This is a genomic window from Microbispora sp. NPDC046933, assembly GCF_040644635.1.
In the GTDB taxonomy this organism is placed as follows: Bacteria; Actinomycetota; Actinomycetes; order Streptosporangiales; family Streptosporangiaceae; genus Microbispora.
Genome location: NZ_JBEYWW010000026.1, coordinates 54,316 through 78,818 on the forward strand (window position 1 = coordinate 54,316; position 24,503 = coordinate 78,818).

At 71.8% G+C, this 24,503-nt stretch carries 16 protein-coding genes; 10 read left to right on the plus strand and 6 right to left on the minus strand.

Annotated elements, in window-relative coordinates; translation table 11 throughout:
* Positions 1–2: 2 nt before the first annotated feature.
* Together ABZ857_RS30190 and ABZ857_RS30195 are read right to left on the minus strand one after the other, a co-directional pair.
* Positions 3–1,658 (minus strand): 5-guanidino-2-oxopentanoate decarboxylase, encoded by a 1,656-nt coding sequence (locus ABZ857_RS30190; protein ID WP_357049335.1) that lies wholly within the window; start codon positions 1,656–1,658, stop codon positions 3–5.
* Positions 1,659–1,766: 108 nt separating this feature from the next.
* Positions 1,767–2,732, minus strand: a complete 966-nt coding sequence (locus ABZ857_RS30195) for a D-isomer specific 2-hydroxyacid dehydrogenase family protein (RefSeq protein ID WP_357049338.1) — start codon at positions 2,730–2,732, stop codon at positions 1,767–1,769.
* 449 nt (positions 2,733–3,181) lie between these two features.
* Between ABZ857_RS30195 and ABZ857_RS30200 the strand changes: the two genes are divergently transcribed.
* The 5 genes from ABZ857_RS30200 to ABZ857_RS30220 are packed head-to-tail and all read left to right on the plus strand — an operon-like array spanning position 3,182 to position 8,803.
* A complete protein-coding gene (locus tag ABZ857_RS30200) occupies positions 3,182–5,017 on the plus strand; it encodes an SCO2524 family protein (RefSeq protein WP_357049341.1) in 1,836 nt (611 codons plus the stop codon).
* Positions 5,018–5,932 (plus strand): SCO2523 family variant P-loop protein, encoded by a 915-nt coding sequence (locus tag ABZ857_RS30205; RefSeq protein ID WP_357049344.1) that lies wholly within the window; start codon positions 5,018–5,020, stop codon positions 5,930–5,932. It abuts the gene before it with no gap.
* On the plus strand, positions 5,929–6,885 hold the full coding sequence (locus tag ABZ857_RS30210; RefSeq protein WP_357049347.1) for an SCO2522 family protein: 957 nt from the start codon (positions 5,929–5,931) through the stop codon (positions 6,883–6,885). The genes ABZ857_RS30205 and ABZ857_RS30210 overlap by 4 nt, the downstream gene beginning before the upstream one ends.
* Before the next feature lie 8 nt (positions 6,886–6,893).
* Positions 6,894–7,820 carry an SCO2521 family protein gene (locus ABZ857_RS30215; RefSeq protein WP_357049350.1) on the plus strand — a complete coding sequence of 309 codons (927 nt, stop codon included), beginning with the start codon at positions 6,894–6,896 and terminating at the stop codon, positions 7,818–7,820.
* A gap of 2 nt (positions 7,821–7,822) precedes the next feature.
* Positions 7,823–8,803: a hypothetical protein gene (locus ABZ857_RS30220; RefSeq protein ID WP_357049352.1), complete on the plus strand. Its 981-nt coding sequence runs from the start codon at positions 7,823–7,825 to the stop codon at positions 8,801–8,803.
* Here the strand turns inward: ABZ857_RS30220 and ABZ857_RS30225 are convergent.
* Positions 8,766–9,965: an FAD-dependent oxidoreductase gene (locus ABZ857_RS30225; protein ID WP_357049355.1), complete on the minus strand. Its 1,200-nt coding sequence runs from the start codon at positions 9,963–9,965 to the stop codon at positions 8,766–8,768. The two genes, ABZ857_RS30220 and ABZ857_RS30225, sit on opposite strands and share 38 nt — an antisense overlap.
* Before the next feature lie 199 nt (positions 9,966–10,164).
* Between ABZ857_RS30225 and ABZ857_RS30230 the strand changes: the two genes are divergently transcribed.
* Both ABZ857_RS30230 and ABZ857_RS30235 read left to right on the plus strand, forming a co-directional pair.
* Complete coding sequence (locus ABZ857_RS30230; protein WP_357049358.1) at positions 10,165–11,163, plus strand: diiron oxygenase; 999 nt, start codon at positions 10,165–10,167, stop codon at positions 11,161–11,163.
* Positions 11,160–11,954: an SDR family oxidoreductase gene (locus tag ABZ857_RS30235; protein ID WP_357049361.1), complete on the plus strand. Its 795-nt coding sequence runs from the start codon at positions 11,160–11,162 to the stop codon at positions 11,952–11,954. The genes ABZ857_RS30230 and ABZ857_RS30235 overlap by 4 nt, the downstream gene beginning before the upstream one ends.
* Before the next feature lie 11 nt (positions 11,955–11,965).
* Here the strand turns inward: ABZ857_RS30235 and ABZ857_RS30240 are convergent, their stop codons facing one another.
* From ABZ857_RS30240 to ABZ857_RS30250, 3 genes are all read right to left on the minus strand, one after another.
* Positions 11,966–13,534, minus strand: a complete 1,569-nt coding sequence (locus ABZ857_RS30240) for a glycoside hydrolase family 43 protein (RefSeq protein ID WP_357049364.1) — start codon at positions 13,532–13,534, stop codon at positions 11,966–11,968.
* A gap of 175 nt (positions 13,535–13,709) precedes the next feature.
* Entirely contained in the window at positions 13,710–16,703 is a 2,994-nt protein-coding gene (locus tag ABZ857_RS30245) for an endo-1,4-beta-xylanase (protein ID WP_357049367.1), read from the minus strand.
* 22 nt (positions 16,704–16,725) lie between these two features.
* Positions 16,726–18,102 (minus strand): cellulase family glycosylhydrolase, encoded by a 1,377-nt coding sequence (locus tag ABZ857_RS30250; protein WP_357049370.1) that lies wholly within the window; start codon positions 18,100–18,102, stop codon positions 16,726–16,728.
* Positions 18,103–18,391: 289 nt separating this feature from the next.
* On the opposite strand from ABZ857_RS30250, the gene ABZ857_RS30255 reads away from it, so the two are divergent.
* From ABZ857_RS30255 to ABZ857_RS30265, 3 genes are all read left to right on the plus strand, one after another.
* A complete protein-coding gene (locus ABZ857_RS30255; RefSeq protein ID WP_079316791.1) occupies positions 18,392–19,402 on the plus strand; it encodes a LacI family DNA-binding transcriptional regulator in 1,011 nt (336 codons plus the stop codon).
* Between the two features lie 283 nt (positions 19,403–19,685).
* On the plus strand, positions 19,686–21,662 hold the full coding sequence (locus tag ABZ857_RS30260) for an alpha/beta fold hydrolase (RefSeq protein ID WP_357049372.1): 1,977 nt from the start codon (positions 19,686–19,688) through the stop codon (positions 21,660–21,662).
* Between the two features lie 152 nt (positions 21,663–21,814).
* Entirely contained in the window at positions 21,815–24,436 is a 2,622-nt protein-coding gene (locus ABZ857_RS30265; RefSeq protein ID WP_357049375.1) for a glycosyl hydrolase family 18 protein, read from the plus strand.
* The last annotated feature ends 67 nt before the right edge of the window (positions 24,437–24,503 follow it).

Consider the following 24,503-nt stretch of genomic DNA (forward strand, 5'->3'; position numbering starts at 1 on the left):
CGTCATTCCTCCTCGGGCACGACGATCACGGTGGGCACCTGGACGCCCAGGGCCTCGGCGACCGCCTCCTCCAGCTCCCCCGGCGTCTTGACGGCACGGCCCCGCGCGCCGTACGCGGCGGCGAGCGCGGGGAAGTCGGGCGCGTGCAGGTCCACGGCGACCGGCCGCATGCCCCGCTCCCGCATCTCCTCGCGGATCTCCCCGAAGCCGCCGTTCACGGACACGACGACCGGCAGGCTCAGCTCCAGCTCCACCGCCGTGGCCAGCTCCTGCAGGCTGAACTGGAAGGCCCCGTCCCCGGCCAGCGCCACCACGGGGAGGTCGGGCCGGCCGAGCTTGGCGCCGATGGCGGCCGGCAGCGCGAAGCCCAGCGTGCCGAACCCGGTGGGGAACAGGAACCGCCCGGGCGGGTCCATCGGCATGCCGACGAGCGCGCCGTGGTAGACGAACATCGAGTTGTCCCCCACCAGGACGGTCTCCGGCGGCAGGGCCCGGCGCAGCGCCGCGAGCTGGCCGGACCATCTGCGGGTGAGCTCTTCGAGCTCCGCCTCGTGGCCCGCGCCGGGATCCCGCTCCCGGCGGGGCCGCGGCACGGCGCCCTGCCGGTCGAGCCGTTCGGCCAGCCCCCGCATGGCGAGCTCCGCGTCCGCGACGATCGCCACGTCGGCCACATGGTCGCCGTGCATCTGCCCCGGGTCGATGTCGACGCGCACGAGGCGGCCGGAGAGCGCGAATGCGTCGTCCCACAGGTCGGCCGGGCCCAGCTCGGTGCCGACGGCCAGCACGACGTCGCACGCGGCGAGCCACCGGCGGACGGCCGCCAGGTGCAGCGTGGTGCCGAGCGCCAGCGGGTGGCTCTCCGGCACCGCGCCCTTGCCGTTGACCGTGGTCACGACCCGCGCGCCGAGCCGTTCGGCCAGGCGCATCGCCAGGCTCCCCACCGGGGGCTCGACGTCTCCCGGGCGCCGCTCACCCGGGCACTGGGCGCCGCCGCCGAGCACGAAACCCGGTCGGCGCGCCGTGCGCAGGAGCCTCGCCGCCGCGTCGAGGGCGTCCGGATCCGGCTCGCGGGGGGTGATCCGGTACGGCGGGACGATCTTGACCTGGCCCCTCAGGTCGAGCAGGTCGAAGGGGATCTCGACGTGCACCGGCCGGGGGCGTCCCTCGGCGAAGCGGCCGAAGGCGCGGGCGACGGCGGCGGGGATCTCCCGCACGGTCGTCACGCGGTGGCTCCAGGCGCACAGCGCGTCGATCGCCCGCGACTGGTCCCTGCTCTCGTGCAGGTAGCCGCGGCCGTCGCGCGGATGGCCGGTGGGGACGCCCGGGGAGACGAGCAGGATCGGGGAGGAGTCGGAGTACGCCTGCCCGAGGGCCGTGGCCGCGTTGACCGCGCCGGGTCCGGTGGTGGTGACGACCACGCCGGGCCTGCCGGTCACCCTGGCGTACCCGTCGGCGGCGTATCCGGCGCCCTGCTCGTGCCGGGGCGTCACGCACCGCACGCCCGCCCGGTCGAGCTCCTCGTAGATCGCGAGGTTGTGGGTGCCCGGAATGCCGAAGATCGTGTCGACGCCGTGCAGCCGTAGCGCCTCGACCAGGGCGCGCGCCCCCGTGGGCGTCGTGATCGTCCCCGCCGGGGGGATCGGGTCATGGCCGTCCACGTATCACTTCCCGGGAGAGTGGAGGGGTTTCCCTTGGGTTTCCCAAATGGTTTCCCCTTCCACGCATCGCCCTACCGTTCCGCGTGCCGGATTTTTTTCCTCGGGGTATCAGAAAGGGGGCCGCGGACGCGATCCCACCTCGTGTTCGTCCGATCCGTACGTCAGCACATTCTCAATGGACCGCACGGCCTGGCGCACCATCCGGTCCATCGCCTCGGCGGTATGGGAGGCGATGTGCCCGGTGATCAGAAGGCGTTCACGGAAATCCCGCCGCAATTCGGCGGCCTCCTCGCATTCGTGGCCGTAGAACCCGTCGAAGACCGCCATGCCGACGCGGCCCTTCTCCAGACCGGTGTAAAGGGCGCCGGGACTGACGATGGCCGGGCGGGCGGTGTTGACGAGGATCGCCCCCTCCGGCATCCGGTCGATCACCGACGAGTCGATCATCGACCTGGTCTCGCCGGTCTCCGGCACCATGACCACGAGGATGTCGCTGCCCGCGGCCAGGTCGAGCAGGGGCAGATAGGAGATGCCGAGGTCCCGCTCGGCGTCCGGTTTGCGGGTGCGGCTGTAGTAGGACACCCGGACGCCGAAGCCCCGGCGCAGGATCTCCGCGATCCGCCGGCCGTTCGCGCCCATGCCGATGATGCCGACGCTGCGGGCGGCGAGCTCGTGGGGCAGTTCGTCGGAGCCCTGCCAGCCGGGGACCCGGGCGCCCAGATGCCGGGGAAGGTTCAGGTTGGCGTTGACGATCTGCGCGACCGTGAACGTCGCGACCGCGTCGGTGGCCGCCCCCGGCGTGTTCGTGACGGCGATGCCCAGCCGGTCGGCCGCCGCCACGTCGACGAAGTTCTCGTAGCCCACGCCGAGGAAGGCCACGACCTTCAGCGTCTTGCGCGCCTTGTGCAGCGCCCGCGCGGTCGCCCGCTCCTCGCCGCCGTGCAGGTAGGCGACCGCCCCCCGCAGCTCGCACACCAGCTGGTCCTCGTTCAGCGGCGACGCCGGCCGGCGCACCGTGAGCCCCTGCCGGGCGAGCGGCTCCAGCAGCGCCGCGCCGATGCCCGCACCGGTCACCAGGACCGCCCCACTCCTGCGCGCCGCTCCGGCCGCCGGCCGCGGCTGCGCGGGACGACAGTCCGTTATATCCCTTGGAGCCGCGGTTTGGGACATTTCAAATATCTCTCAGACTTAGGACATATATGTCTGTTTTTCTCTGTGGTATCTCTCCAATCACGACAACCAGGCGGTGTACGAAATACCACGGATGGTCCAGGCGACGGAGCTGGAATCCAATGGTATAAGGGTTGTGGTGGTTCCGTCTCCACCTGACTCGGAAAAGGAAACCCCTAGGGAGGGTCTGGGGACCCCGGCCTCGGTCCCGCCCGGCCACACGAGCGTGCCTTTCTCCCCCGACGGCGGTACGGAGAAGGGTGTGACGAAGACGGCCTGATGAAGAGGGCCCGATGCAGAGGGCTCGATGAAGAGGGCTCGATGAAGAGGGCGCAGCGCAGAGAGGGCCACAAATGAAACTCCAGCCGCGACAGCAGCTTCTGGAGCTGTGGGAGGCGGCCGCGCGCGCCTCCTACCGGGGCGGCGTCTGGACGTGGGGCGGCCGGGACGGGTCGAACTCCATCTCCGACGCGGAGCAGCTCCTGTGCTTCATGTACCCGGCCTCCGAACTGCCGGGCTTCCGCCTGGACACGCCGGACGAGACGGCCGACGACGTGCTGTCCGCGCTGTCCGTCCTCGGCGACTCGGTGGAGATCCCCAAGCTGCTGCTCAAGGTCATCGGGCAGTACCTGCGCACGTACACCGCCGACGACGGCCGCCCGCTGTTCTCCGGCGGCAGCTACTTCCGTTCGGTGGACGACGAGACGAAGGTCACCCCCGAGCAGCTCCAGCTCGACGTGGTCGACTCCTTCTCGATGTCGGTCACGCTCGCCCTCGGCACACTCGGCTTCCTGAAGGTCTTCCGCCAGAGCGTGCGGCGCGAGTCGATCCGCCGCGAGATCCGCGAGCTGGAAGACCTGGCCAGCAAACGGCTGTCGGCCGCGATGGCGGGCCTGCTGCGCAGCTTCACCGTCAACGCGTTCGACCCCGGCTCCACGGCGGGCCGCGCCCTGCTGCGCACCGTGAACCAGACCGGCGCGCCCACCCGCCGTGTGCTCGACGACCTGCGGCGCGAGCTGCGGCCGGTACGGGCCGGCCTGCGCGACCTGACGATCGGCTCGGGCAGCCAGGTGGACCTGGACAACGAGAACCTGCTGTTCGAGTGCGGCTGGACGTGGGGCATCGTGAAGGACGCCCCCGACATCGTCACGCCGCTCGACATCGGCCCCCAGCCCAAGGGCGTGGCCGCCGACACGCCGTTCCTGTACTTCACCGTCAACGCCCTCGTCGGCATCGCCGACCTGTTCTCCGCCCGCACCCGCGTCCTGAGCCTGCTCAACGACGACCAGATCACCCTCGCCCAGGCCATCCAGCGCCGCTGGGACCTCACCCAGTCCTACTGGCGCACCATCGCGACGTACGGCCGGGGCACCTGGCCGCTGGAGGACATCCCCTGGCGGACGGTCGACGAGAAGGAGTCGGACTACTACAGCCTCGGCGTCACCGCCATGGTGGTGCAGAGCCTGGTCAACAACCGGGCGGCCGACGTCGACCTCGGCCGGGTCGCCGCCGTGCTGGAGGAGCTGGCCATCCGCGCCAGGATCACCCGCAGGGCGGTGCCGGGCGACCCACCCGTGCTCATGCACTCCCCCGGCGTCCCGATCAACCTGCACGGCAGCGACGCGCTCGGCCCCCACCTGCTCTGGGTCGTCTCCGACTTCGCCATCACGCTGCTGAAACGGACCATCTGGGCCGCCTCCATCGCGCAGAACACGCGGATGCGCGAGCGGCTGCTCGCCCTCGCCGACCAGATCTGGCGGCACATCATGCTGCGCCGCCACGCGGACGGCCCGGCCGCCGGCCTGTGGGACCAGCCGGGCAACGTCTTCGCCGACGTCCAGGTGCACGAGGAGGAGCCGTCCTGGTACTTCAGCGAGCGGGTCATCGAGTTCCTCGTCTCCGCCGCGACGTCCAGCGGGGAGCCGCCGCTGCGCAGCCCCCAGCTCGTCGAGCTGGCCCTCCAGATGCTCGGAGAGGCCGAACACCTGCTGGACCAGGAGCTGGTCACCCGGCCCCTGGTGGGCGGGCAGACGGTGCAGCCCAAGCTGCGCTCGATCCAGGCGTCGCTGCAGCGGGCCCGGGCGATCGTCAGCGACCGGCCGGCCACCGCACAGGCGCTGATCAACGACGCCCTGCTCGGCCTCGAACGCCTCGCCGCCGCCCGCGACAGCGCGTCGGAGGCGATCTGAATGCTGGTCTTCGCGATCTCGGACAAGGGCGGGACCGGGCGCTCGGTCACCGGCACCAACATCGTGTACCGGCACGCCCTGCAGGGCAACAACGTCTGCTACCTGGACTTCGACTTCGGCTCGCCGACCGCCGGGGCCATCTTCAGCGTCAGCGCCGTGGCGCGCGGCACCCGCGAGAACGGCCTGCACGAATACCTGCGGGGCGAGTGCCCGCAGCCGCGGCGGGTGGACGTGTGGTCCGAGTCCGACCGCGAGGGACTGCGCACCCGCCCGCCCGGCGCGGGACGTCTCGTGCTGCTGCCGGGCAGCGAGGGCGGCGGCGAGCTGTCGGCCCTCACCGACGAGATCGTCGGCCGCTGCGTCCAGCTGTTCGGGCGGCTGGAGGAGGAGTTCGACCTGTGCATGGTCGACGTCAGCGCCGGCCGATCGTTCACCGCGGAGCTGGTCCTGGCGGCGACCGTGCGGATGCCCGCCATCCCGTTCCGCTGGCTGGTCTTCCACCGCTGGACGCGCCAGCACATCATCGCGGCCGACGGGCTCGTCACCGGCGCCGACGGGCTGCTCGACGTCGGCACCAGGTTCGGCCACGACCCGGAGGACCTGCGCGACCGCATCCGCTTCGTGCGCACGGCCGTGCTCGAACCGGACGCGGCGGAGCTGGTCGGGCTGCGCGACGAGCAGCGTGCCTGGCTGAGCGCGTGCGACAGCGAGCTGCGCGAGCTGGCCGGCCGCCACGGCGTCGGCCGTACGGCCATGCTCGGCAAGATCCCGCTGGACCCGGTCCTGCAGTGGCGCGAGCAGCTCATCACCGACGAGGACGTGCTCGCCAGCAAGATCGCCAACGCGGAGACCGCGGCCGCGTTCGACGAGCTCGCCAAGAAGATCGTCGACGACAGCGCGTGGGAGGGCCTGTGACGCCGGTGCACGCGACGTTCGGCGAGGTGGCGGCCGAGCGCAGGATCGCCTCCGTCCCCCTCTCCCATGTGTCCGTCGAGCTCGGGCACCTCTACATGGAGGACTTCGAGGCGGGCCCGGACCGGCTGCGCGAGCAGTTCCGCAGGGTCGCGCCGTGGCTCGCCACGGTCCGGTCCTTATGGCGGGAGCGGGTGCCCGGGGGCCGGGCCCGGGTGAGCACCTGCTTCCTCGTGGACGACTACTTCAGCCGCTTCAGCACCCCGGCCGAGCTGGTGCCGATGGTCCTGGAGGCGGCGGCCGAGCACGACCTGTCCATCGACTACCTGGCCCGCGAGTCGGCCTGCGCCCAATCGGGCGGCGTCGAGCTGGCCCGGCTGGTGGAGGACCGGCTCGTCGACGACCCGCCGCCGGAGACCGACGGGTCCCGCCCGCCGGTGAAGGAGACGGGCTGGCTGTGCAACGGCTCCCGCTCGCCCCGCACCGCGCCGCTGCAGGCGATGGGCAAGGCCCGGCCGTGGGAGCCGCCCGCGCAGAACGCCAAGCGCGGCCACTCGATCTTCGTGGACGTCGAGCTGTGGGACGAGAAGGGGCCGCGGCGCACCTGGTCGTGCCCCTTCCTCGCGGCCGTCTGGCAGCTCCTGCGGCTGGGGCTGCTGCGCAGCGACGGCCGGGTGCCGCTCCCGCCGGTGGACCTGGACGGCGGCTGGCCCCGCGACTGGGACGGGCTGCCCGCGGTCGTCCGGCTCAACCCCCAGGCCGCGCCGTTCAGCGCGTACACCACGCTGTCCGTCCTCTCCCCCCGGTTCCTGCCCGTCGAGCTGGCCGTACGGACGATCCTGAGCCAGGTCGCGGTGGACGACGAGGTCCTGCGGCAGGTCGCCACCCGGAGCGAGAGCGAGGGAGTCCGGCTCGAAGAAGAGCTCGTCGACCGCATCTCCTACGTCTTTGTCTGAGAGGCCCGATGCTGGTGATCGGGGAAGTCCACACCGGGCTGCTGCAGAACTCCGGGGAGATCTCCGAGTCGACGTGCCGTCAGGTGCTCGGGCTCATGGCCGGGGAGACCGTGCGCGTCTCCCGCCGTCCCATCGTCCACGCGCTGTCGCCCGAGCGGCTGACCGGGGTGGACTGCGCGCTGCCCGCCGCCTCCCGTTCCCGGATCAGGGGCGTCGGCACGGTCGTGTCCCGCTGCGCGGTGACCGGGGGCCGGGTGGCCCAGGGCTCGTCGTACGTCCGGGTGGTGCGCTCGGAGACCGACCGCAGACTGCCCTGGTCGCACTACCTGGCCCGGCCGGGGGTCGTGGAGGTCCTGGGGAAGGCGAAGGCGGCCGACCTGGCCGACGGGTTCACCGGCGATCCCGCGCCCGGCTGCCTCGATCTGGGTGCCGTCAGCGGGCGCTTCCTCGACCTCGTCCAGGCGTCCCCGGTGCTGGACCGGCGGGCCCCCTTCAAGATCCCGCGGACGAGCCTGCGGTGGGTGGCCGAGACCGGCGAGCCGTCGGTCCGGTTCACCCTGCACACCGAGCAGGAGCGGACGCTGCGCCTGACGCATCCCGGCCCGTTCACCCCCGCCGTGGTCGACCTGTGCGAGGACCTGGCGACGCACGACTGGCTGCTGACCTCGCTGCTGGTCATCGTCGAGCGGGCGCGGATCGGCGCGACGCCGGGAGCCCAGGCGGTGGCCCGCCTGGCACCCGCCATCGACCACCTCCTGCACCTGTGGATGCCCGCCGCCCGGGTCGAGGAGTGGCTGACGCCGTTCTGGGAGAGCCTGGAGCGGCGGCCGGGGTTCACCCGGCAGTGGCGTTCCCTGGTCGACCGGGTCCGCGACCAGGTCGCGATGAACACCCTGGCCCTGCTCAGCGCGACCGCCGAAGCCGGACGGAGGTGACCGTGACCGGAGCAGAACCCGAGCCCTCCCGGGCGCTCGTCCCGAGGATCGTGCGCAAGGTCCTCGTGACGATGCTCGTGGGCGGCGTGACCTACCTCGTGAGCAACGCCCTCATCCACGGTCGGAACGAGGACCCGTGGAGCCTGCTGCTCGCGACGTTCATCAGCGGCGTCGTCTTCGTCGTGCAGTTCCTCGTGGACGTGGACGACCAGCTCGAGACCGTGCTGCAGGAGCAGCGCAGGCAGCATACGAAGACCCACGACCTGGTGGCCGACAGCTTCTCGAGGATCAACGAGGCGAGCAAGCTGTTCGGCCTCATGGAGATGTCGGCGCTGCAGACCAGGGGCGTGGCCGAGCTGGTGCAGAACGCCGCCAAGATCCGCGACGACATGCCCGACCTCGTCAAGAGCCTGGTGCACCACGAGGTCACCCGGATGGCGAAGTTCCTCGGCGAGCTGGCCGACGGCAGGTACGCGCTGTACGAGGGCGAGGACCGCGACTGGCTGCTCGCGCTCGCGCGCAACACTCGGGTCAGCCTGGACGCGATCAGCCTGAGCAGCGTGGACGCCCGCGACACCGAGTTCGAGGGCGGCTTCTGGCACACCGACCTCGGGCAGCGCTACGTCAAGCTCCAGCGCGACCTCGTCCAGCGCGGGGTGCGGGTGCGCCGCGTGTTCGTGGTGGATCGGTCCGAGCGGCTCGACTCCGAGGCGTTCCGCCGGGTGTGGAAGTGGCAGACCACGGTCGGGATCGAGGTGCGCACGCTCCTCCTCGCCGACGCACCGCCCCTGCTGCGCGGCTCACTGTCCGACTTCATCCTGTTCGACGGGGTCGTCTACTACGAGTCCAACCCCGCCCCGCAGGTCGGCGACGGCATCGCCCCGGTGATCCACAGCACGATCCTCGTACAGGACCAGGAGAGGGTGCGGGAGCGGGCCGAGCGGTTCAGCGAGCTGTGGGGAGCGGCGACGCCGGCGGCGTAGCGGGAAATTCGCGGTCGGGCCGGCAGACGGCCAGCAGTTCCCTCTCCCGGGCGCCGGCGGTCCCGGCGACCAGGGCCGCCACCAGCTCCGCCGTGACGGGGGCGAGCGTGACGCCGAGGCCGCTGTGGCCGGTGGCCGCCACGACCCGGCCGTGGTCGTCCACGTGGCCGAGGATGGGCATGTGGTCGGCGCTGCCCGGCCGCAGCCCGGCCCAGCGCCGGCCGATGGGCCAGGTCGCGGCTTTGGGCATGAGAGCGGCGACGCCCCGCCGGATCTCCTCGATCGCCGCGGCGGTCACCGTCACGTCCCCCACGTTCTCCTCGTAGGTGACGCCGACGGCCACCCTGCCGTCGTGCCGGGGGACGAGATAGGGGAAGTACTCCCGGCCGTCCTGCCTGATCTCCGCGAAGATGTGGTGGCTCAGCGGGTAGGTGACGGCCCCGGGCGGACGGACGTCGAAGGCCACGCCCTTGATGGGGAACAGGTGGGCGCGGTGGCGCGGCAGGAAGACCCCGCTCAGGTGGCCGGCCGCGACGACGGCCTGCTCCGCGGACACCCGGCGGCCGTCGTGGAGGTCCACCTCGACGCCGCCGGGCCCGGTCCGCAGGTCGGTGGCGCGCACCGCGTTCAGCACCCGGATCGGCGTACGACCCGACAGCACCGCTCCCGCCAGGGCGGCCATGAGCACCCGCGGGTCGAGCGCGAGCTCCTGCGGCAGCAGGAACCCTCCGACGACGCGCTCGCTCAGCAGCGGCTCGAGCCTCCTGGCGTCGGTGGCCGTCAGCCGCTCGACGGCGAACGGCGAGTTCTTCCACTGCGGCAGCACCTTGGACTCCAGGCGCTCCATCTCGGTCTCGTCCAGCGCGACCTGGATGTCGCCGCCCTCCAGCACCGGGACCTCGACGCCGGAGGCGGCGCGGATCTCCTCCAGCCAGTCCGGGTAGATGTCGCGGCTGCGCTTGATGACGGTGCTGAGCGGGCCCAGGCAGGAGGGCTCCGTCTGGGTCAGGATGCCGCCCATCGCGCCGTCGGACGCGCCGAGCCCGAGACGTTGCCCGGCGTCCACGAGCACCACGCTCGTGCCCCCCGCGGCCAGCCGGTGCGCGATCGCGCAGCCGATCACGCCACCACCGATGATCACGACGTCGCAGGTCTCAGGCACGCGGGCTCCCAGTTCGCCGTCCCCTCGCTTCGACAGTAGGCGAGAGAGGGCCGTTCAAGAAGGCCACACACCGGTGACCTCGCCGAACTGTACCGCGCGGAAATCTTGCCGACCGGGAATTCCGCCGAGTCGCCTCGCGGCGCCCCTTCCCGAGCTATTGGATGGGCCGTACAATTGCGGCGCCGGAAGGGAGGGCCGCATGTCCGCCGCACCGAAGACCACCGCGACCAGGGAGAAGGACGAGCACGTCGCCGACCGGAGCGCGTACGAGGCCGTCATCGAGCGGCTGTCGAAGGCGTCGGTCGACAAGCACTGGGAGCCGTACGTCGACATCCCCTGGGACGACCCGGAGTTCCACGTGGACCAGGCCGACCCGCGGTGGGAGCTGCCGCCGGCCGACAGGCTGGGCGGCCATCCCTGGTACCGGAGCCGGCCGCCGGAGGTCAGGGCGCGCATCGGGCTCTGGCGGGTCGCGACCGCGATGAAGATCGGGCTGCAGTTCGAGAACCTGCTCAAGCGGGGGCTGCTCAACTACGCCTACCGGCTGCCGAACGGCTCCCCCGAGTTCCGGTACGTCTACCACGAGACGATCGAAGAGGGCCATCACGGGATGATGTTCCAGGAGTTCGTGAACCGCACGAAGCTCCCCATTCGCGGCATACCCGGGCCGCTCAGCCTGCTCGCCCAGGTGGTGCCGTGGATCCCGCTGATCTCCACCGAGCTGTTCTTCGTCTTCGTGCTGGGCGGCGAGGACCCGATCGACCACGTGCAGCGCACGACGCTCAAGAGCGGACGCATCCGGCATCCGCTCGAGGAGACCATCATGCGCATCCACGTGGCGGAGGAGGCGCGGCACATCTCCTTCGCCCGTCACTACCTGCGCCGGCGGGTGCCACGCATGCCGCGCCACCGCCGCTTCGCGCTGAGCGTGCTCACGCCGCTGGTCATCGGCCTGATGGCACGGATCATGCTGTCCCCGCCCGGTTCCATGATCAGGGCGTTCCGGATCCCGGACGACGTCGTGCGCGAGGTCTACCTCGACAACCCCGAGACGGCCGCGCAGACCCGCGACTCGGTGGCCAGGACGAGAGAGCTCTGCGCCGATCTGGGCATGATGAACCCGGTCAGCCGCCGTCTGTGGCGGGCGATGGGCATCTGGGACGAGCCGAAGGCTCAAGCGTCGAGGAGCAGCGCGTGAGGAAGACCGCCGTCGTCACGGGCGGGGCGTCCGGGATCGGGCGGGCCGTCGCCGCCGAGCTCGTGCGGCGCGGCGTCCACGTCACGATCGCCGACGTCCGGGGCGCCGACGACGCCGCCAAGGAACTCGGCTGCGCGGGCGTCGTGTGCGACGTCTCCGACGCGCAGGCCGTACGGGAACTGGTCACCGGGGTCGCCGGCGAGCACGGGCGGCTCGACTTCCTGTTCAACAACGCCGGCATCGCGGTGGGCGGCCGCGCCGAGGAGTTCACGCTCGACCACTGGAACCGGACGATCGACGTGAACCTGCGCGGGGTGGTCCACGGCGTGCACGCGGCCTATCCGCTCATGATCGAGCAGGGCTACGGGCACATCGTCAACACCGCGTCGCTGGCCGGGCTGACCCCCGCGCCCATGATGCTGCCGTACACCGCGACCAAGCACGCCGTCGTCGGGCTGTCGCTCGCGCTGCGGGCCGAGGCGGCGGCGCACGGTGTGAAGGTCAGCGTGGTCTGCCCCGGGTTCACCGACACCCCGCTGCTGGACAACGCCAACCCCGGGCTGCCGCAGACCGAGATCGGCCTGCGGGCGCGTACGACGGCCGTACGGGCCGCCCAGGGCCGCCTGTATCCCGTGGAGTCGCTCGCCCGCGACGTGTTGCGCGGCGTGGCCAGGAACCAGGCGCTCATCGTCGCGCCCGCGTCCGCCCGCGCCACCTGGCGGCTCGTACGGCTCTCGCCCGCCCTGGCGGTGCGGGCGGCCGGCTCCGCCCTCCGCCGCATCACGGGCTGAGCCACCCGGGGTCACGGGCTGAGCGGCAGGTATTCGAACCAGTCGAACGCGGCGACGTTGGAGCTCGGACGGCCGTTGGAGCTGGCGTACATGCCGATGTAGGCACCGGTGAAGCCGCCGGCCACGGCGCTGCTGAGGATCCTGCCGTCCACCGGGTCGCCGAGGTCGGTCCACTCCCCCGCCGCCACGGCGTACCTGGCCTGGTAGGCCTGCCCGCGCGCCTCCACGCCGAGGTAGAGCCGCCGCTGGCCGGGCACCCGTACGGAGGCGAGCAGGTCGTCGCCGCCCGCCTTCCTGCGGACGAGTTCGAGGCCGCGCGCGGTCCGCACGAGCAGCACGTGGTGGTCGTCGTTCTGCACCAGCGCGAGCCCGGCGCACTCCCCGGCCGCGGGCGTGAAGTCGAGCGCGGCGTGGACGGCGAAGTCCATGTGCTGCTGCCTGCGGGCGACCAGGCTCGGGTTGACCCGCTGGGCCAGCGTCTCCGGCCGCAGCCGCAGCCGCAGGCGGCTGTCGCCCAGGCTCCAGTAGGGCGTGCGCGGGGTGCGCAGGTGGTTCCATACGGGCGAGAGCCGGTCGGCGTCGAAGTGGTCGCAGGCGGGGACGGCGGGCCAGCGGTGCTCGGGCAGCGCGGGTCCCGCGGCCACGGGCGCGACCTGCGCGGCGACCGGCCAGCCGTCCTCCCAGGAGACCCGGGTGAGGAACGTCTCCCTGCCCAGGTTGTCGCCTCTCAGGTTGCCGGCGCCCAGGTCGCCGGGGGTGCCGTACGGGCGGGTGGCCAGCAGCACCGTCCACCACTCGCCGTCCTGGGTCTCCACCAGGTCGGCGTGGCCCGTGCAGGCGATGGGATGGCCGAGGCCGAGATGCCGGTGGGTGAGGATCGGGTTGCGCGGGTTCGGCTCGTACGGCCCGGTGACGTGGTCGGCCCTGGCGACCACGACCGCGTGGTCGTACGACGTGCCGCCCTCCGACGTCAGCAGGTAGTACCTGCCTCCGATCTTGTACAGATGCGGGCCCTCGGACCACACGGCGCCCCGCTGGGCGGCCTCCCAGACGACCCGCTCCTCGCCGCGCGGCTCCAGCGTGGCCGGGTCGAGCTCCACGAGGTAGATCTCGGTCTCGCCGGGGTAGCGGCCCGCGTCCTTCTCCCTGGTGCCGGTGAGCCAGACCCGGCCGTCGTCGTCGAACAGCAGCGAGGGGTCGATGCCGAGGGTTCCGGGCAGCCACCGGGGTTCGCTCCAGGGGCCCGCGGGGTCGGTGGCGGTGACGACGAAGTTGCCCCGACCGTCCACCAGGGTGGTGACGACGTAGAAGACGCCCTCGTGGTGGCGGATGGTGGCCGCGTAGACGCCGCCCGAGGGCCGCATGCCGTCCAGGTCGAGCTGGGACGGGCGGTCGAGCACGTGCCCGAGCTGCCGCCAGTTGACCAGGTCGCGGCTGTGGAAGATCGGCACGCCTGGGAACCACTCGAAGCTGGAGGTGACCAGGTAGTAGTCCTCGCCCACCCGGCACACCGATGGGTCGGGGTGGAACCCGGGGATGACGGGGTTCCGGTACTCCCACCCGTCGACGTCGTCGATCATTCGTCCCTTCCTCGAACGTGACGGGCCCGGTCCCCCATGCGGGGAACCGGGCCGTCCGGCACCGGCACGGTGCGCCAGAGCCTTTCAGCGCGGGGCCTCCCTGCGCCAGGCCCCGTCCGCCGGGCTCCGGTGTCCGATCCGATGCCGGAGCTCAGTGTGAACCCGATGTGCGACCTCAGTGCCGCAGTTGCAGCACGCCCCAGTGGCTCGTGTCCCGGTATCCCTGTCCGGTGGCGTCGTTCCAGGTCACCGCGCCGGTCCTGGCGGCGCCTGTGGCGTCGTTGACCTGGACGTCGAAGCCGAGCAGCGTGCCGTCCTCCAGCGTGACCGTGGGCAGCTTCACGGCGGCCTCGACCACGTAGCCGCCGGGGACGGCCTTGGCGGCGGCCGTCAGGTTGCCCGCGATGGCGGCGGGGTCGAGCGGACCTCCGACCGACGTCTTCCCGGAGAAGCTGATCCGATACTGGCCGTCGTCGTCGCCGTAGCCCTTGGTCTTGCCGTTGCCGGGGTCCACGAAGAACTCGACGGAGTCCTGCTCCCACGGGTTGGCCGACTGCTCGCTGAGCGTGGGGTCGGCGACCTGCGCCAGCAGGTACAGCGTGCCGCCGCTCCACAGGGCCCGGGCCCGCGCGGTCGCCCCCGACGTGCCCTGGATCCACGTGGCGGTGCGGATCTCCGGCGCCGCCGCCCAGACCCGGTCGACCGTGCCGTCGACCACGGGCTGACGGCGGGGCGCGGTGGTCAGCTTCACCGCGGGCGTGGCCGTGACTTTCCCGGTCCAGGAGGTCTGCGAGTCGCCGGAGACGTCCGTGACCGCCACGGTCACGTCGGTCCCGATCGGCAGCCGCGCCTCGACCCGGTATCCGCCTGCCGTCTTCTTCACGGCCGCGTCGACGCCGCGCGGGTGGCCGCCGTCGCGCCGGACGGCGTACGCCGTGCCGCCGACGGTGAACGTGACCCGGTCGTTCCGGTCGGCGCTCGGGTCGCGCACCTCGGCCAGGACGTACAGACACGTGGCCGACGAGCGGGCCTGGAACCCTGCCGACACGTCACCCACGCGGGCGATCGGGGCGTCGGGCAGCAGGTTCCATTCGAGGTCGCGCCCGCCGTCCACCTTCGGCGTCGCGGCGGGGGCCTCCAGCCTGCGCACCAGCGGCGGCAGCTTCACCGGGTCCACGATGCCCCAGTACGCCGGCTTGGCCTGGAGCTCGTCGTCGAAGAGCAGCGGGGCGTTCAGCCGGGTGATCGGGAAGGTCGACAGCCACGTGGCGTCGTCGGCCAGGCCCCATACGGTGACCGAGCTGAGCTGGGCCTTGTGCCTGCGGAAGACGTCGAACAGCTCCTTGTAGCGGTAGCCCTGCTCGGCGAGCACCTCGGCCGGCACCTCGTCGTACGTGGAGACGAAGTCGGGGTAGACGCTCACGTCCAGCTCGGTGATCTGCTGGTCCACCCCGAGCGTGGCGAACGTCGAGATCGTGTCCTCGACGTCCGAGGCCGGCGGCTGCTCGATGTTGAGGTGGAGCTGGTGACCGACGCCGTCGATGGGCACGCCCTCGGCCTTGAGCTTCTTCACCAGGCCGTACAGCGCCTGCCGCTTGCGGGGGAACTCGGTGTTGTAGTCGTTGATGAACAGCTTGGCGGCCGGGTCGGTCTCGCGCGCGACGCGGAAGGCCGTGCGGATGAAGTCCAGGCCGGTGATCTGGAACCACTTCGACCGGCGCAGGCCGTCGGGCTGGTTCTCGTCCACGACCTCGTTGACCACGTCCCAGACGGCGATCTTGCCCTTGTAACGGCCGACCAGCGTCTTCACGTGGTTCTCCAGCCGCTTCAGCAGCAGCGCCTTGTCCTCCGGCGAGGAGGTGAGGTCGCGGTCGCCGTCCTTGAACACCCAGTCGGGCGTCTGGCTGTGCCAGGCGAGCGTGTGCCCGCGGAACGTCAACCCGTGCTGGACGGCGTAGTTCACCAGGTAGTCGCCCTCGGCGAAGGAGAACTCGCCCTCGCGCGGCTCGGTCGCGTCCCACTTCAGGTCGTTGCCGGGGGTGACCCCGCCGAAGTGCTTGAGCAGCAGGTCGCCGTGCTCGCCGAGCGTCTGCGCGCGGGCGACGGCCGCCCCCAGCGTGAACGGCACCTCGTCCTTGAGCGAGGGGATGCCGGTCTGGATCGGCTTGGGCTCGACGTACGTGAGCGTGAAGTCGTCCAGGTGGAAGGGGAACGTGCCGGTGTCGGACTCCACGTAGACGCTGAGGAAGTCCACGTCGTAGGCGAGCGTGTAGGTGCCGGTGAGCTCCACCCACTGCCCCGCCGGTATCGCCTTCGGCGCGGCGACCCGCTCGTAGCTGGGTGTGCCGTTCGTGCGGCGCTCGATCGACAGGCCGAGGTTGCCCGAGGTCGTGTCCGGGCCGAGGCGCACCCAGGCCGACAGGGTGTATTTCGACCCCTTGGCCATCTTGCCGAGCACGCTGATCGCCGGGCCGTCCCAGGAGGCCGACCGGTTCGTCACCGCGAGGCCGCGGGAGCCTCCGTGCGCGGCGTCGGTCGTGGCCGCCAGGGACGCCGAGGCGCGCGGCGACCAGCCCTGGGCCGTGCCGGTCTCGAAGTCGGTGCTCAGGCCCGAGCGCGCGGGGTCGGTGTCGGAGGTGATGACGATGTCGTCGATGTAGTAGCCGGCGGTGGCCTCGGAGCTCTCGGCGTAGAGCTGCAGGCCGGTGGAGTCGGCGCCGAAGGAGTAGGTGCCCGACAGCTCGGCCCAGCCGCCGTCGGTCACCGTGGCGGCGGCGACCCGTTCGTAGGTGGTGTCGCCGCCGTCGGGCGTACGCTGCACGGTCAGCGCGATCGTGCTCGACGGCTCCCCGCTCACCATCCGGGCGTACGCCGTGACCTGGTACGTGACGCCCTTCTGGAAGGGCGGGCTGATGGACGCCCCGTGCCAGGTGGCGGTGCGGCCGGAGGTGAGCAGGGAGCGCGACCCCGAGTGCGCGGCGTCGGAGGTCGCGCCGACCTCGACCCCGCCGCCTCTGGGCCCCCATCCCTGGGTGGTGCCGTCTTCGAAGTCGTACTTCGCGACCTGCACGGCCGCGGCGTCGGCGGGTGTCGCACTCGCCGCGACCACCGGCAGTCCCGTGAACAGGCACAGGATCGCCGCGGCCGCCAGGGAACGGAGGCTGCGCATCGGGGGGTCTCCTCGTGCCGCGCTAGCGCGCGGCCAGGTTGTCGGTCAGCAGGCGGATCAACGGCTCGCGCCGCGTGCAGCGGGACAGGGCGAAGGAGTCGGCGAGCTCGATCAGCTCGTCGTCGTCCAGCCCGCGGAACAGCTCGGCGTACTCGGGCAGCAACGCCTGGGCGATCAGGATGTGCCGGATGAGGTCGTCGGTCTGGTAGCGGGCGCCCCACGGGTAAGGGTCCCAGGAGGGGAACTCGGTGTCGATCAGTCGGTGCAGCGGCGCGAGCTCGCTCGCCGTCTCCTCCATCGTCGAGCCCCACCGGTCGGCGCCGAGCCGCTTCTTCTTCGCCATGAACGGCCCGAACCGCTCCATGTACGGCTCGCCCGCGCAGACCAGGCCCTGCAGGCCGACGTCCTTGTACGTCCAGATGGACCAGCCGGCCTCGTACGCGTCGAAGATCTCCAGCTGGTCGCGCAGGATCTGGTAGCGCTGCTCGTCCACGGAGGGGTCGCCGGTGTAGACGGGCCCGAACTCGCCGACCCAGATCGGCGTGCCGGTCTCCCGCTGGAAGGCGGTGCGGCGGGCGAAGGTGTCCTCCAGCTCGTCGCGGTCGCACCACTCGCCCCGCGTGAAGCCCGGGTAGGGGCCGCCGTGGGCGAACCCGGCCAGCGCGTAGTCGTGGCAGACGAACACCGTGTTCTCGTAGACCTCCCGGAAGATCGAGAAGTCGGTGGCGTAGGTGTTGCCGTCGAGGAAGAGCACGTGCCCCGGGTCGACCGCGCGCAGCGACTTCACCAGCCGGTCGTAGAAGGGGCCGACCACCTGTCCGGTGGGGTCGCCCGGCTCGTTGATCGGGTTGTAGCCCGCGACCCACGGGTTGTCCTTGTAGTGGTCCGCGAGGGCCTCCCACAGGTTGACCACGCGGTCCTGGAAGTGCCGGTGCTGCCACAGGAACGCGACGTGGGTGGGATTGTCGCTGTGCCAGTGCTGGTGCTGGCCGCCGGGCAGGGCGTGCAGGTCGATGACGCTGTAGACGCCGCGCTCCCCCAGCATGTCGACGACCCGGTCGAGATGGCGGAAGCCGCGCTCGATGATCTCCATCGGCCGGTCGTCCGCCTCGAAGTGGTGGTAGTTCACCGGGATCCGTACGCAGTTGACGCCCATGTCCCGCAGGAGGTCGGCGTCGGCCTCGGTGAAGAAGGAGGTCAGGAAGCGGTCGAAGAACAGCTCGTAGCGTTCCTCGCCGAGCACCTCCCGCACCGCCGCGCGCATCGAGGACTCGTTGGCCGGGTATCCGGTGATGAAGTTCTCCATGTTGAGCCAGCCGCCCAGGCCGACCCCCCGCAGCCTGACCGGGTCGCCCGTCTCGTCCACCAGCCGGGATCCGGACACGCGCAGCAGCGTCATCGATTCTCCTCACTTCTCGAACCCGGCGACTCCACGAAACCAGGCGACTCCACGAAACCAGGCGAATCCACGAAACAAGGCGGCGTGGCGGGAGGGCGACGACCCCCGCCTCCTCCTCCGTCGACCGCTTCTGAAAGTTTCGGCTAGTATCCGAATGTTTCGTGGTCCGGAGAATAAGTAAAGCTGAGGTTAAGCGTCAAGGGCGCTCGGGGCTTGATCAGGACGGTCTGGCGTCTCATCAGGGGGAACCGGTTCAGGTATCCCGAAACTTTCGGCTACGATCTGCTTCATGCCAGTGAAGAGGCGGGTGACCATCGCCCAGATAGCGGAGGAGGCCGGAGTCTCCGTTCCGACCGTGTCCAAGGTGATCAACGGCCGTCCCGAGGTGGCGCCGGAGACCCGTCAGCGGGTGGAGCGCCTCCTGCAGAAGCACGGGTACCAGCGCAGGACGGGTCAGGGCGACGGCCCGGTCGGTTTACTGGACCTGGTGTTCGCCGAAATCGAGAGTCCGTGGGCCATGGAGTTGGTGCGGGGGGCCGAGCAGGCGGCGCACGAGGCCGCCGCGAGCGTGGTGATCTCCGTGCTGCACACCCACGCCGGCCCCGGCCGTGACTGGCTCGAGCGCATCGCGGCGCGGCGCACGGACGGTGTGATCATCGTCAGCTCCCGGCTCTCGGTGCGGCAGCAGGGCCAGCTCAGCGCCCGCTCGATCCCGTTCGTCGTCGTCGACCCCGAGGGTGAGCCGCCGCCCGGCGTGGCGTCGGTCGGCGCGACCAACTGGCACGGCGGCCTCGCGGCCACGCGCCACCTCCTCGACCTCGGCCACACCCGGATCGGCATGATCGGCGGTCCGCCGGACATGCTGTGCAGCCGGGCCAGGATCGACGGCTACCGCGCCGCGCTGGAGACCGCCGGGGTGTCCATCGACCCGGAGCTCATCCGGTACGGCGACTTCCTGGTCAACTCGGGCCACGACGCCGGTCACGCGCTGCTCTCGCTGGACAACCCTCCGACCGCCATCTTCGCCGGCAGCGACATGCAGGCGTTCGGCGTGTTCGAGGCGGCCCGGCAACGGGGCCTGCGGGTGCCCGAGGACCTCAGCGTGGTCGGCTTCGACGACCTGCCGCTGTCCCGGTCCGCGTGGCCGCCGCTGACCACCGTGCGCCAGCCCCTGGAGGAGATGGCCGCGCTGGCCGCGCGCATGGTGCTGGCCATGGGCCGGGGCGAGAACACGGAGGCCCGCCGCGTCGAGCTGTCCACCGACCTGGTGGTCCGGGAGAGCACCGCACGGCCCCGGTGAAACCGGGAGCCATCCCATGATCGTCCAAAATGGGAGCGCTTGGACGAATGGGGGCGGGATGACCGACGAACACGCTAAGGTTTCTGCGGATATCGCCGGGTTCGCGGGACGGGGCTGACGGTTGCGGAGTTCGCGTGGAGCGGCCGTCACGGCATTCGCCGCGGCGCTCATGCTTCTGGGAGGTTCCGGGTCGGCGGCCCTCGCGGCGCCGGTCCGTGACGGGGCCGGGACGGTGCGGGCCGGGACAGCGTGGCCCGGGACGGTGCGGGGCACGGAGCACGCGGTGACCGGCCCGGCGCCGGCGGTTCACCGCAAGCGGGCGGCGGAAGGGTCGGTCGAGGAGCACCCCTGCCCCGTCGCCGTGCCGTCCGGCACGACCTGCGGCTACCTCCTCGCCCCCGAGCGGCGTGACGTCCCCAACAGCAGGACCATCAAGGTCGGCTACGCGGTGCACCGCGCGCCCGCGCAGGCAGGCGGGCAGGCCTCCGACCCGGTCGTCTACATGAGCGGCGGGCCGGGATCGGGCTCGCTCCAGCTCACCGGGTTCCTCAGCCAGATGTTCCCCGGCCGCGACGTGGTCGTCCTCGAACAGCGCGGCGGGCGCTACTCCGAGCCCAGGCTGAGCTGCCCCGAGATCGTCCGCGGGGTCGTGGACACCCTGCGCACGCCCGGGTCCGCGACGGCCGAGACCGCCCCCCTCGCCCGGCAGGCGCTGGCCTGCCAGTCGCGCCTGGAGCGCGAGGGCGTCGACCTGCGCGGCTACCGGACCGCCGAGATCGCGGCCGACGTCGTGGACCTGCGGGCCGCGCTGGGCTACCCGCGGTGGTACCTGTTCGGCGTCAGCTACTCCACCCGCCCGATGCTGCTGGCGGCGGCGCGCGACCCGCAGGGCACCCGGGGGGTCGTGCTGGACTCCCTGCTTCCCGCGGGCTCCCGCTGGTACGACGAGTCGTCCGCCGCGCTCTCCGCGACGATGACCAAGCTGGGGGTCGCCGCCCGGTTCGACGCCATGGTGAAGGCGCTCAACGCCCACCCCGCGGCGTACGACACCCGGGACCCGCTCACCCGCAAGCGGCTGACGGTGCGGCTCAACGGGGACGACGTGGCGACGATCCTCGGCGAGGCGCTGCACGAGACCGATGTGATCCCGATCGTGCCCGCCCTCGTGGACGGGCTGGCCTCCGGGCGCGCCGAACTGCTGCAACCCCTGGTCGACGCGGCCGGCGACGGGCTGACCTCGCACGAGTGGGGCCTGTACTACGCCGTCCAGTGCCAGGACGAGGTGCCGCACAACTCCTTCCCCGACTCGCGGGGCCCCCGGCTGTTCACCGGAGTCGTCGACGCGGCGGTCTGCGACGCCTGGGGTCTGCCGGCCGCGCGGGCCGAGGCCGACCTCCTGGCCCCGCACGCGTCAGTCACCCCCGCGTCGTCGGAGGGCACCCCAGGCACGGAGGACACGACAGGCGGGGACGGCACGACCCGCGCGGAAGGCACGACAGGCGCGGAAGGCGCGGAGGACTCGCGCGGCGCCGCAGGCGCGGAGGGCTCTGGGGGCACCCCAGGCGCGGAAGGCGCGGACGGCTCGGGCGGCGCCGCAGGCGCGGACGGCGGGGCCTCGCCGGAGGGGGCGACGCCGATCCTGGTCCTGGGCGGCCAGTACGACCCCACCACCCCGCCGGAGGCCGCGCGTCAGGCGGTGTCGGCCGTGCCGGGCGCGCGGTTCGCGGAGTTCGCCGGGGTCGGGCACGCCGTGTTCCTGGCGAGCGGCTGCGGCCGGCAGATGATCGCCGCGTTCCTCGACGACCCGGCCGCGACGGCCCGCGCCTGCGACCCCGGCGCCGCGCCGTACCCGGTCGTGCGTCCGGGCGACCTGCTCCTCACGTCGTCGGTCTACCGGCTGTCCCGGTCGCCGATCCCGCTGGCGGTCCCCGCGGCCTTCCTGCTCGTGTCGGCCGTCCAGCTCCTCGTGGGGCTGGTCTCCCTGCTGCGCAGGCGCGGCGGCGGGCTGAGCGCGCTCGCGGGTCTGGCGGGCGTCGTGCTGTGCGGGCTGTCGGCGCTCAGCCTGTCGGCGATCCAGGACGGGACCACGCTGGCGATCGGGGTGCCGCACGCCCTGGCCTGGTATGGCCTGCTGGCCCTCGTCTCCACCGGGCTGTCGATCGTCGAGGCGTTCCGGCTCAACGCCGCCGCCGCCCGGATCGTCCCAGCTCTGACCGGCCTCGCGTTCCTCGCCTGGCTGTACGGCTGGCTGCTGGCCTGATCAAGCCCGCCTTAAGGGCTCATTAAAAGGAAAGTTTCTTAATAGAGAGCATTGACGCGGCTGCTCGGCGCGGCTTACGTTCCGATCAACCCCTGGGGGGCGGGGTGTGGAGGATCGGCACTTCGCCTGTCGGAGGTGTGGCTGTGCGCCTGTTGAGATCATCGTTAGCGCGGACCGCTTCGGCGGTCTGCACCGCGTTCGCCGCCGGAGCCGTGGCACTGGCCGCGACCGGCGGCACCGCCGGAGCCGCGGCCGGCGACGAGGCGTGCCGGCCCGACGGGCTCTACCGGACACCCGGGGTGGACGTCCCCTACTGCCTGGCCTACGACTCGGAAGGCCGGGAGAAGATGGGCGCGGACCACCCCCGCCGCATCATCGGCTACTTCACCGGCTGGCGCGACGGCTCCAACGGCCAGACCCGCTATCTGGTCAAGGACATCCCGTGGGGCAAGGTCACCCACATCAACTACGCGTTCGCCCACGTGGGGCCGGACAACAAGATCTCCGTCGGGTCGGACACCGCGAAGAACCCCGCCATCGGCATGACCTGGCCCGGCGTGGCCGGCGCCGAGATGGACCCGGCGTACTCCTTCAAGGGCCACTTCAATCTGCTGGGCAAGTTCAAGAAGCAGTTTCCGGACACCAGGACCCTGATCAGCGTGGGCGGCTGGGCCGAGACCGGCGGCTACTTCGACGACAACGGCAAGCGGCAGGCGAGCGGCGGCTTCTACACGATGACGTCGACCCAGGCCGGCATCGACACCTTCGCGGACTCCGTCGTGTCGTTCCTGCGCACCTACGGCTTCAGCGGCGTGGACATCGACTACGAGTACGCCACGTCCAACAAGGACGCGGGCAACCCGCTCGACTGGCCGATCGCCAACTCCAGGCGCGCGACGCTGATGAAGGGCTACGTCGCGCTGATGAAGACCCTGCGGGAGAAGCTGGACCGCGCCTCGGCCGCCGACGGGAAGTACTACATGCTGACCGCCGCCGCGCCCGCGTCCGGCTGGCTGCTGCGCGGCATGGAGACCTACCAGGTCACGCAGTATCTCGACTACGTCAACATCATGTCGTACGACCTGCACGGCGCGTGGAACAAGTACGTCGGGCCGAACGCCTCCTTGTTCGACGACGGCAAGGACGGCGAGCTGGCCGCCGCCGGGGTCTACGGCGCCGGGCAGTACGGCGGCATCGGCTACCTCAACACCGACTGGGCCTACCACTACTTCCGCGGTGCCATGCAACCGGGCCGGATCAACATCGGCCTGCCGTACTACACCCGCGGGTTCAAGAACGTGCAGGGCGGGACCAACGGGCTGTGGGGCACGGCTCCGGCCACCACCTGCCCGGCCGGCTCCGGCCTCACGAGCTGCGGCGACGGCGCGGTCGGCATCGACAACCTGTGGCACGACCTCGACGACAACGGCAAGGAGTCGCCGGCGGGCTCCAACCCGATGTGGCACGCCAAGAACCTGGAGAAGGGCATCCTCGGCGACTACCTCGCCTCCTACGGCGTCACGGACACGTCGCTGACCGGCACGTACGCCCGCTCCTACGACTCGACGCTGACCGCCCCCTGGCTGTGGAACTCCACGAAGAAGGTGTTCCTGTCCACCGAGGACGACCAGTCGGTGGCGGCCAAGGCCGACTACGTGGTGTCCAGGGGCCTCGGCGGCACGATGATCTGGGAGCTGGCCGGCGACTACGGCTGGAACTCCGCCAAGGGCCAGTACGAGCCCGGCACCACGCTGACCACGCTGATGTACGACAAGTTCAAGGCCGCCGGGCCGTACGGGAACGTACGGGCCACCACCCCGATCCCGGCGCAGAAGCTGGACGTCTCGGTGGAGTTCCGCGACTTCGCCCTGGGCGACAACAACTACCCGATCAACCCGAAGATCCACATCACCAACAACTCGGGCGTGACGCTGCCGGGCGGGACGGAGTTCCAGTTCGACTACGCGAGCTCGGCTCCGGGCAACGCGGCCGACCAGTCGGGCTTCGGCTCCACGGTCATCCGCAGGGACCACACCGCGTCCAACAACATCGGCGGCCTGAAGGGCGACTACAACAGGGTGTCGCTGAAGCTGCCGAGCTGGCAGGCCCTCGCGCCGGGCGCCTCGGTGGACGTGGCCTTCGTCTACTACCTGCCCACCTCGACCCCCTCCAACTGGACGGTCTCCTTCGGCGGCGCGACGTACGGGATCACGCAGGACCTCGCCAGGGGCGGCGTGACGGCCTCTCCCTCCGCTTCCCCGTCCGGCTCCCCGTCGGCCTCTCCCAGCACCTCGCCGTCGGCCGGCACGTGCACCGCCCCCGCGTGGTCGTCCACGACCGTCTACACGGGCGGCAACCTCGTCTCGTACGCCGGTCACACCTGGAAGGCGCAGTGGTGGACCCAGGGCGAGACGCCCGGCAACGCCCAGGTGTGGCTGGACCAGGGGCCCTGCGCGTCCGCCTCACCGTCCGCCTCACCGTCCGCCTCACCGTCGGCCTCGCCGTCCGCGTCCCCCAGCGCTTCCCCCAGCAGGTCTCCCAGCCCGTCCCCCAGCCCGTCGCCCAGCGCCTCGCCGTCCGCGTCGCCTTCGGCCTCACCGTCGGTTTCGCCGTCGGCGAGCCCCGGCGGCTACCCCGCCTGGGCGGCCGGCACGGCGTACGCGGCCGGTGACCGGGTGACCTACGGCGGCGCGGCCTACCAGTGCCGGCAGCCGCACACCGCCCTGGCCGGCTGGGAGCCGCCGAACGTCCCCGCCCTCTGGACCAAGCTCTGACCCACGACCGTGCCCGCACGTCCCGCGGCGACCCGCCCGGACGTACGGCATAGCCTCCGGGCCGCGC

Bases quoted from the DNA above. Each gene is read 5' to 3' on its own strand.
- ABZ857_RS30255 (WP_079316791.1), top strand. From the start codon at position 18,392: ATGCCAGTGAAGAGGCGGGTGACCATCGCCCAGATAGCGGAGGAGGCC.
- ABZ857_RS30230 (WP_357049358.1), top strand. From the start codon at position 10,165: ATGTCCGCCGCACCGAAGACCACCGCGACCAGGGAGAAGGACGAGCAC.
- ABZ857_RS30205 (WP_357049344.1), top strand. From the start codon at position 5,018: ATGCTGGTCTTCGCGATCTCGGACAAGGGCGGGACCGGGCGCTCGGTC.
- ABZ857_RS30200 (WP_357049341.1), top strand. From the start codon at position 3,182: ATGAAACTCCAGCCGCGACAGCAGCTTCTGGAGCTGTGGGAGGCGGCC.
- ABZ857_RS30245 (WP_357049367.1), bottom strand. From the start codon at position 16,703: ATGCGCAGCCTCCGTTCCCTGGCGGCCGCGGCGATCCTGTGCCTGTTC.
- ABZ857_RS30250 (WP_357049370.1), bottom strand. From the start codon at position 18,102: ATGACGCTGCTGCGCGTGTCCGGATCCCGGCTGGTGGACGAGACGGGC.
- ABZ857_RS30215 (WP_357049350.1), top strand. From the start codon at position 6,894: ATGCTGGTGATCGGGGAAGTCCACACCGGGCTGCTGCAGAACTCCGGG.
- ABZ857_RS30240 (WP_357049364.1), bottom strand. From the start codon at position 13,534: ATGATCGACGACGTCGACGGGTGGGAGTACCGGAACCCCGTCATCCCC.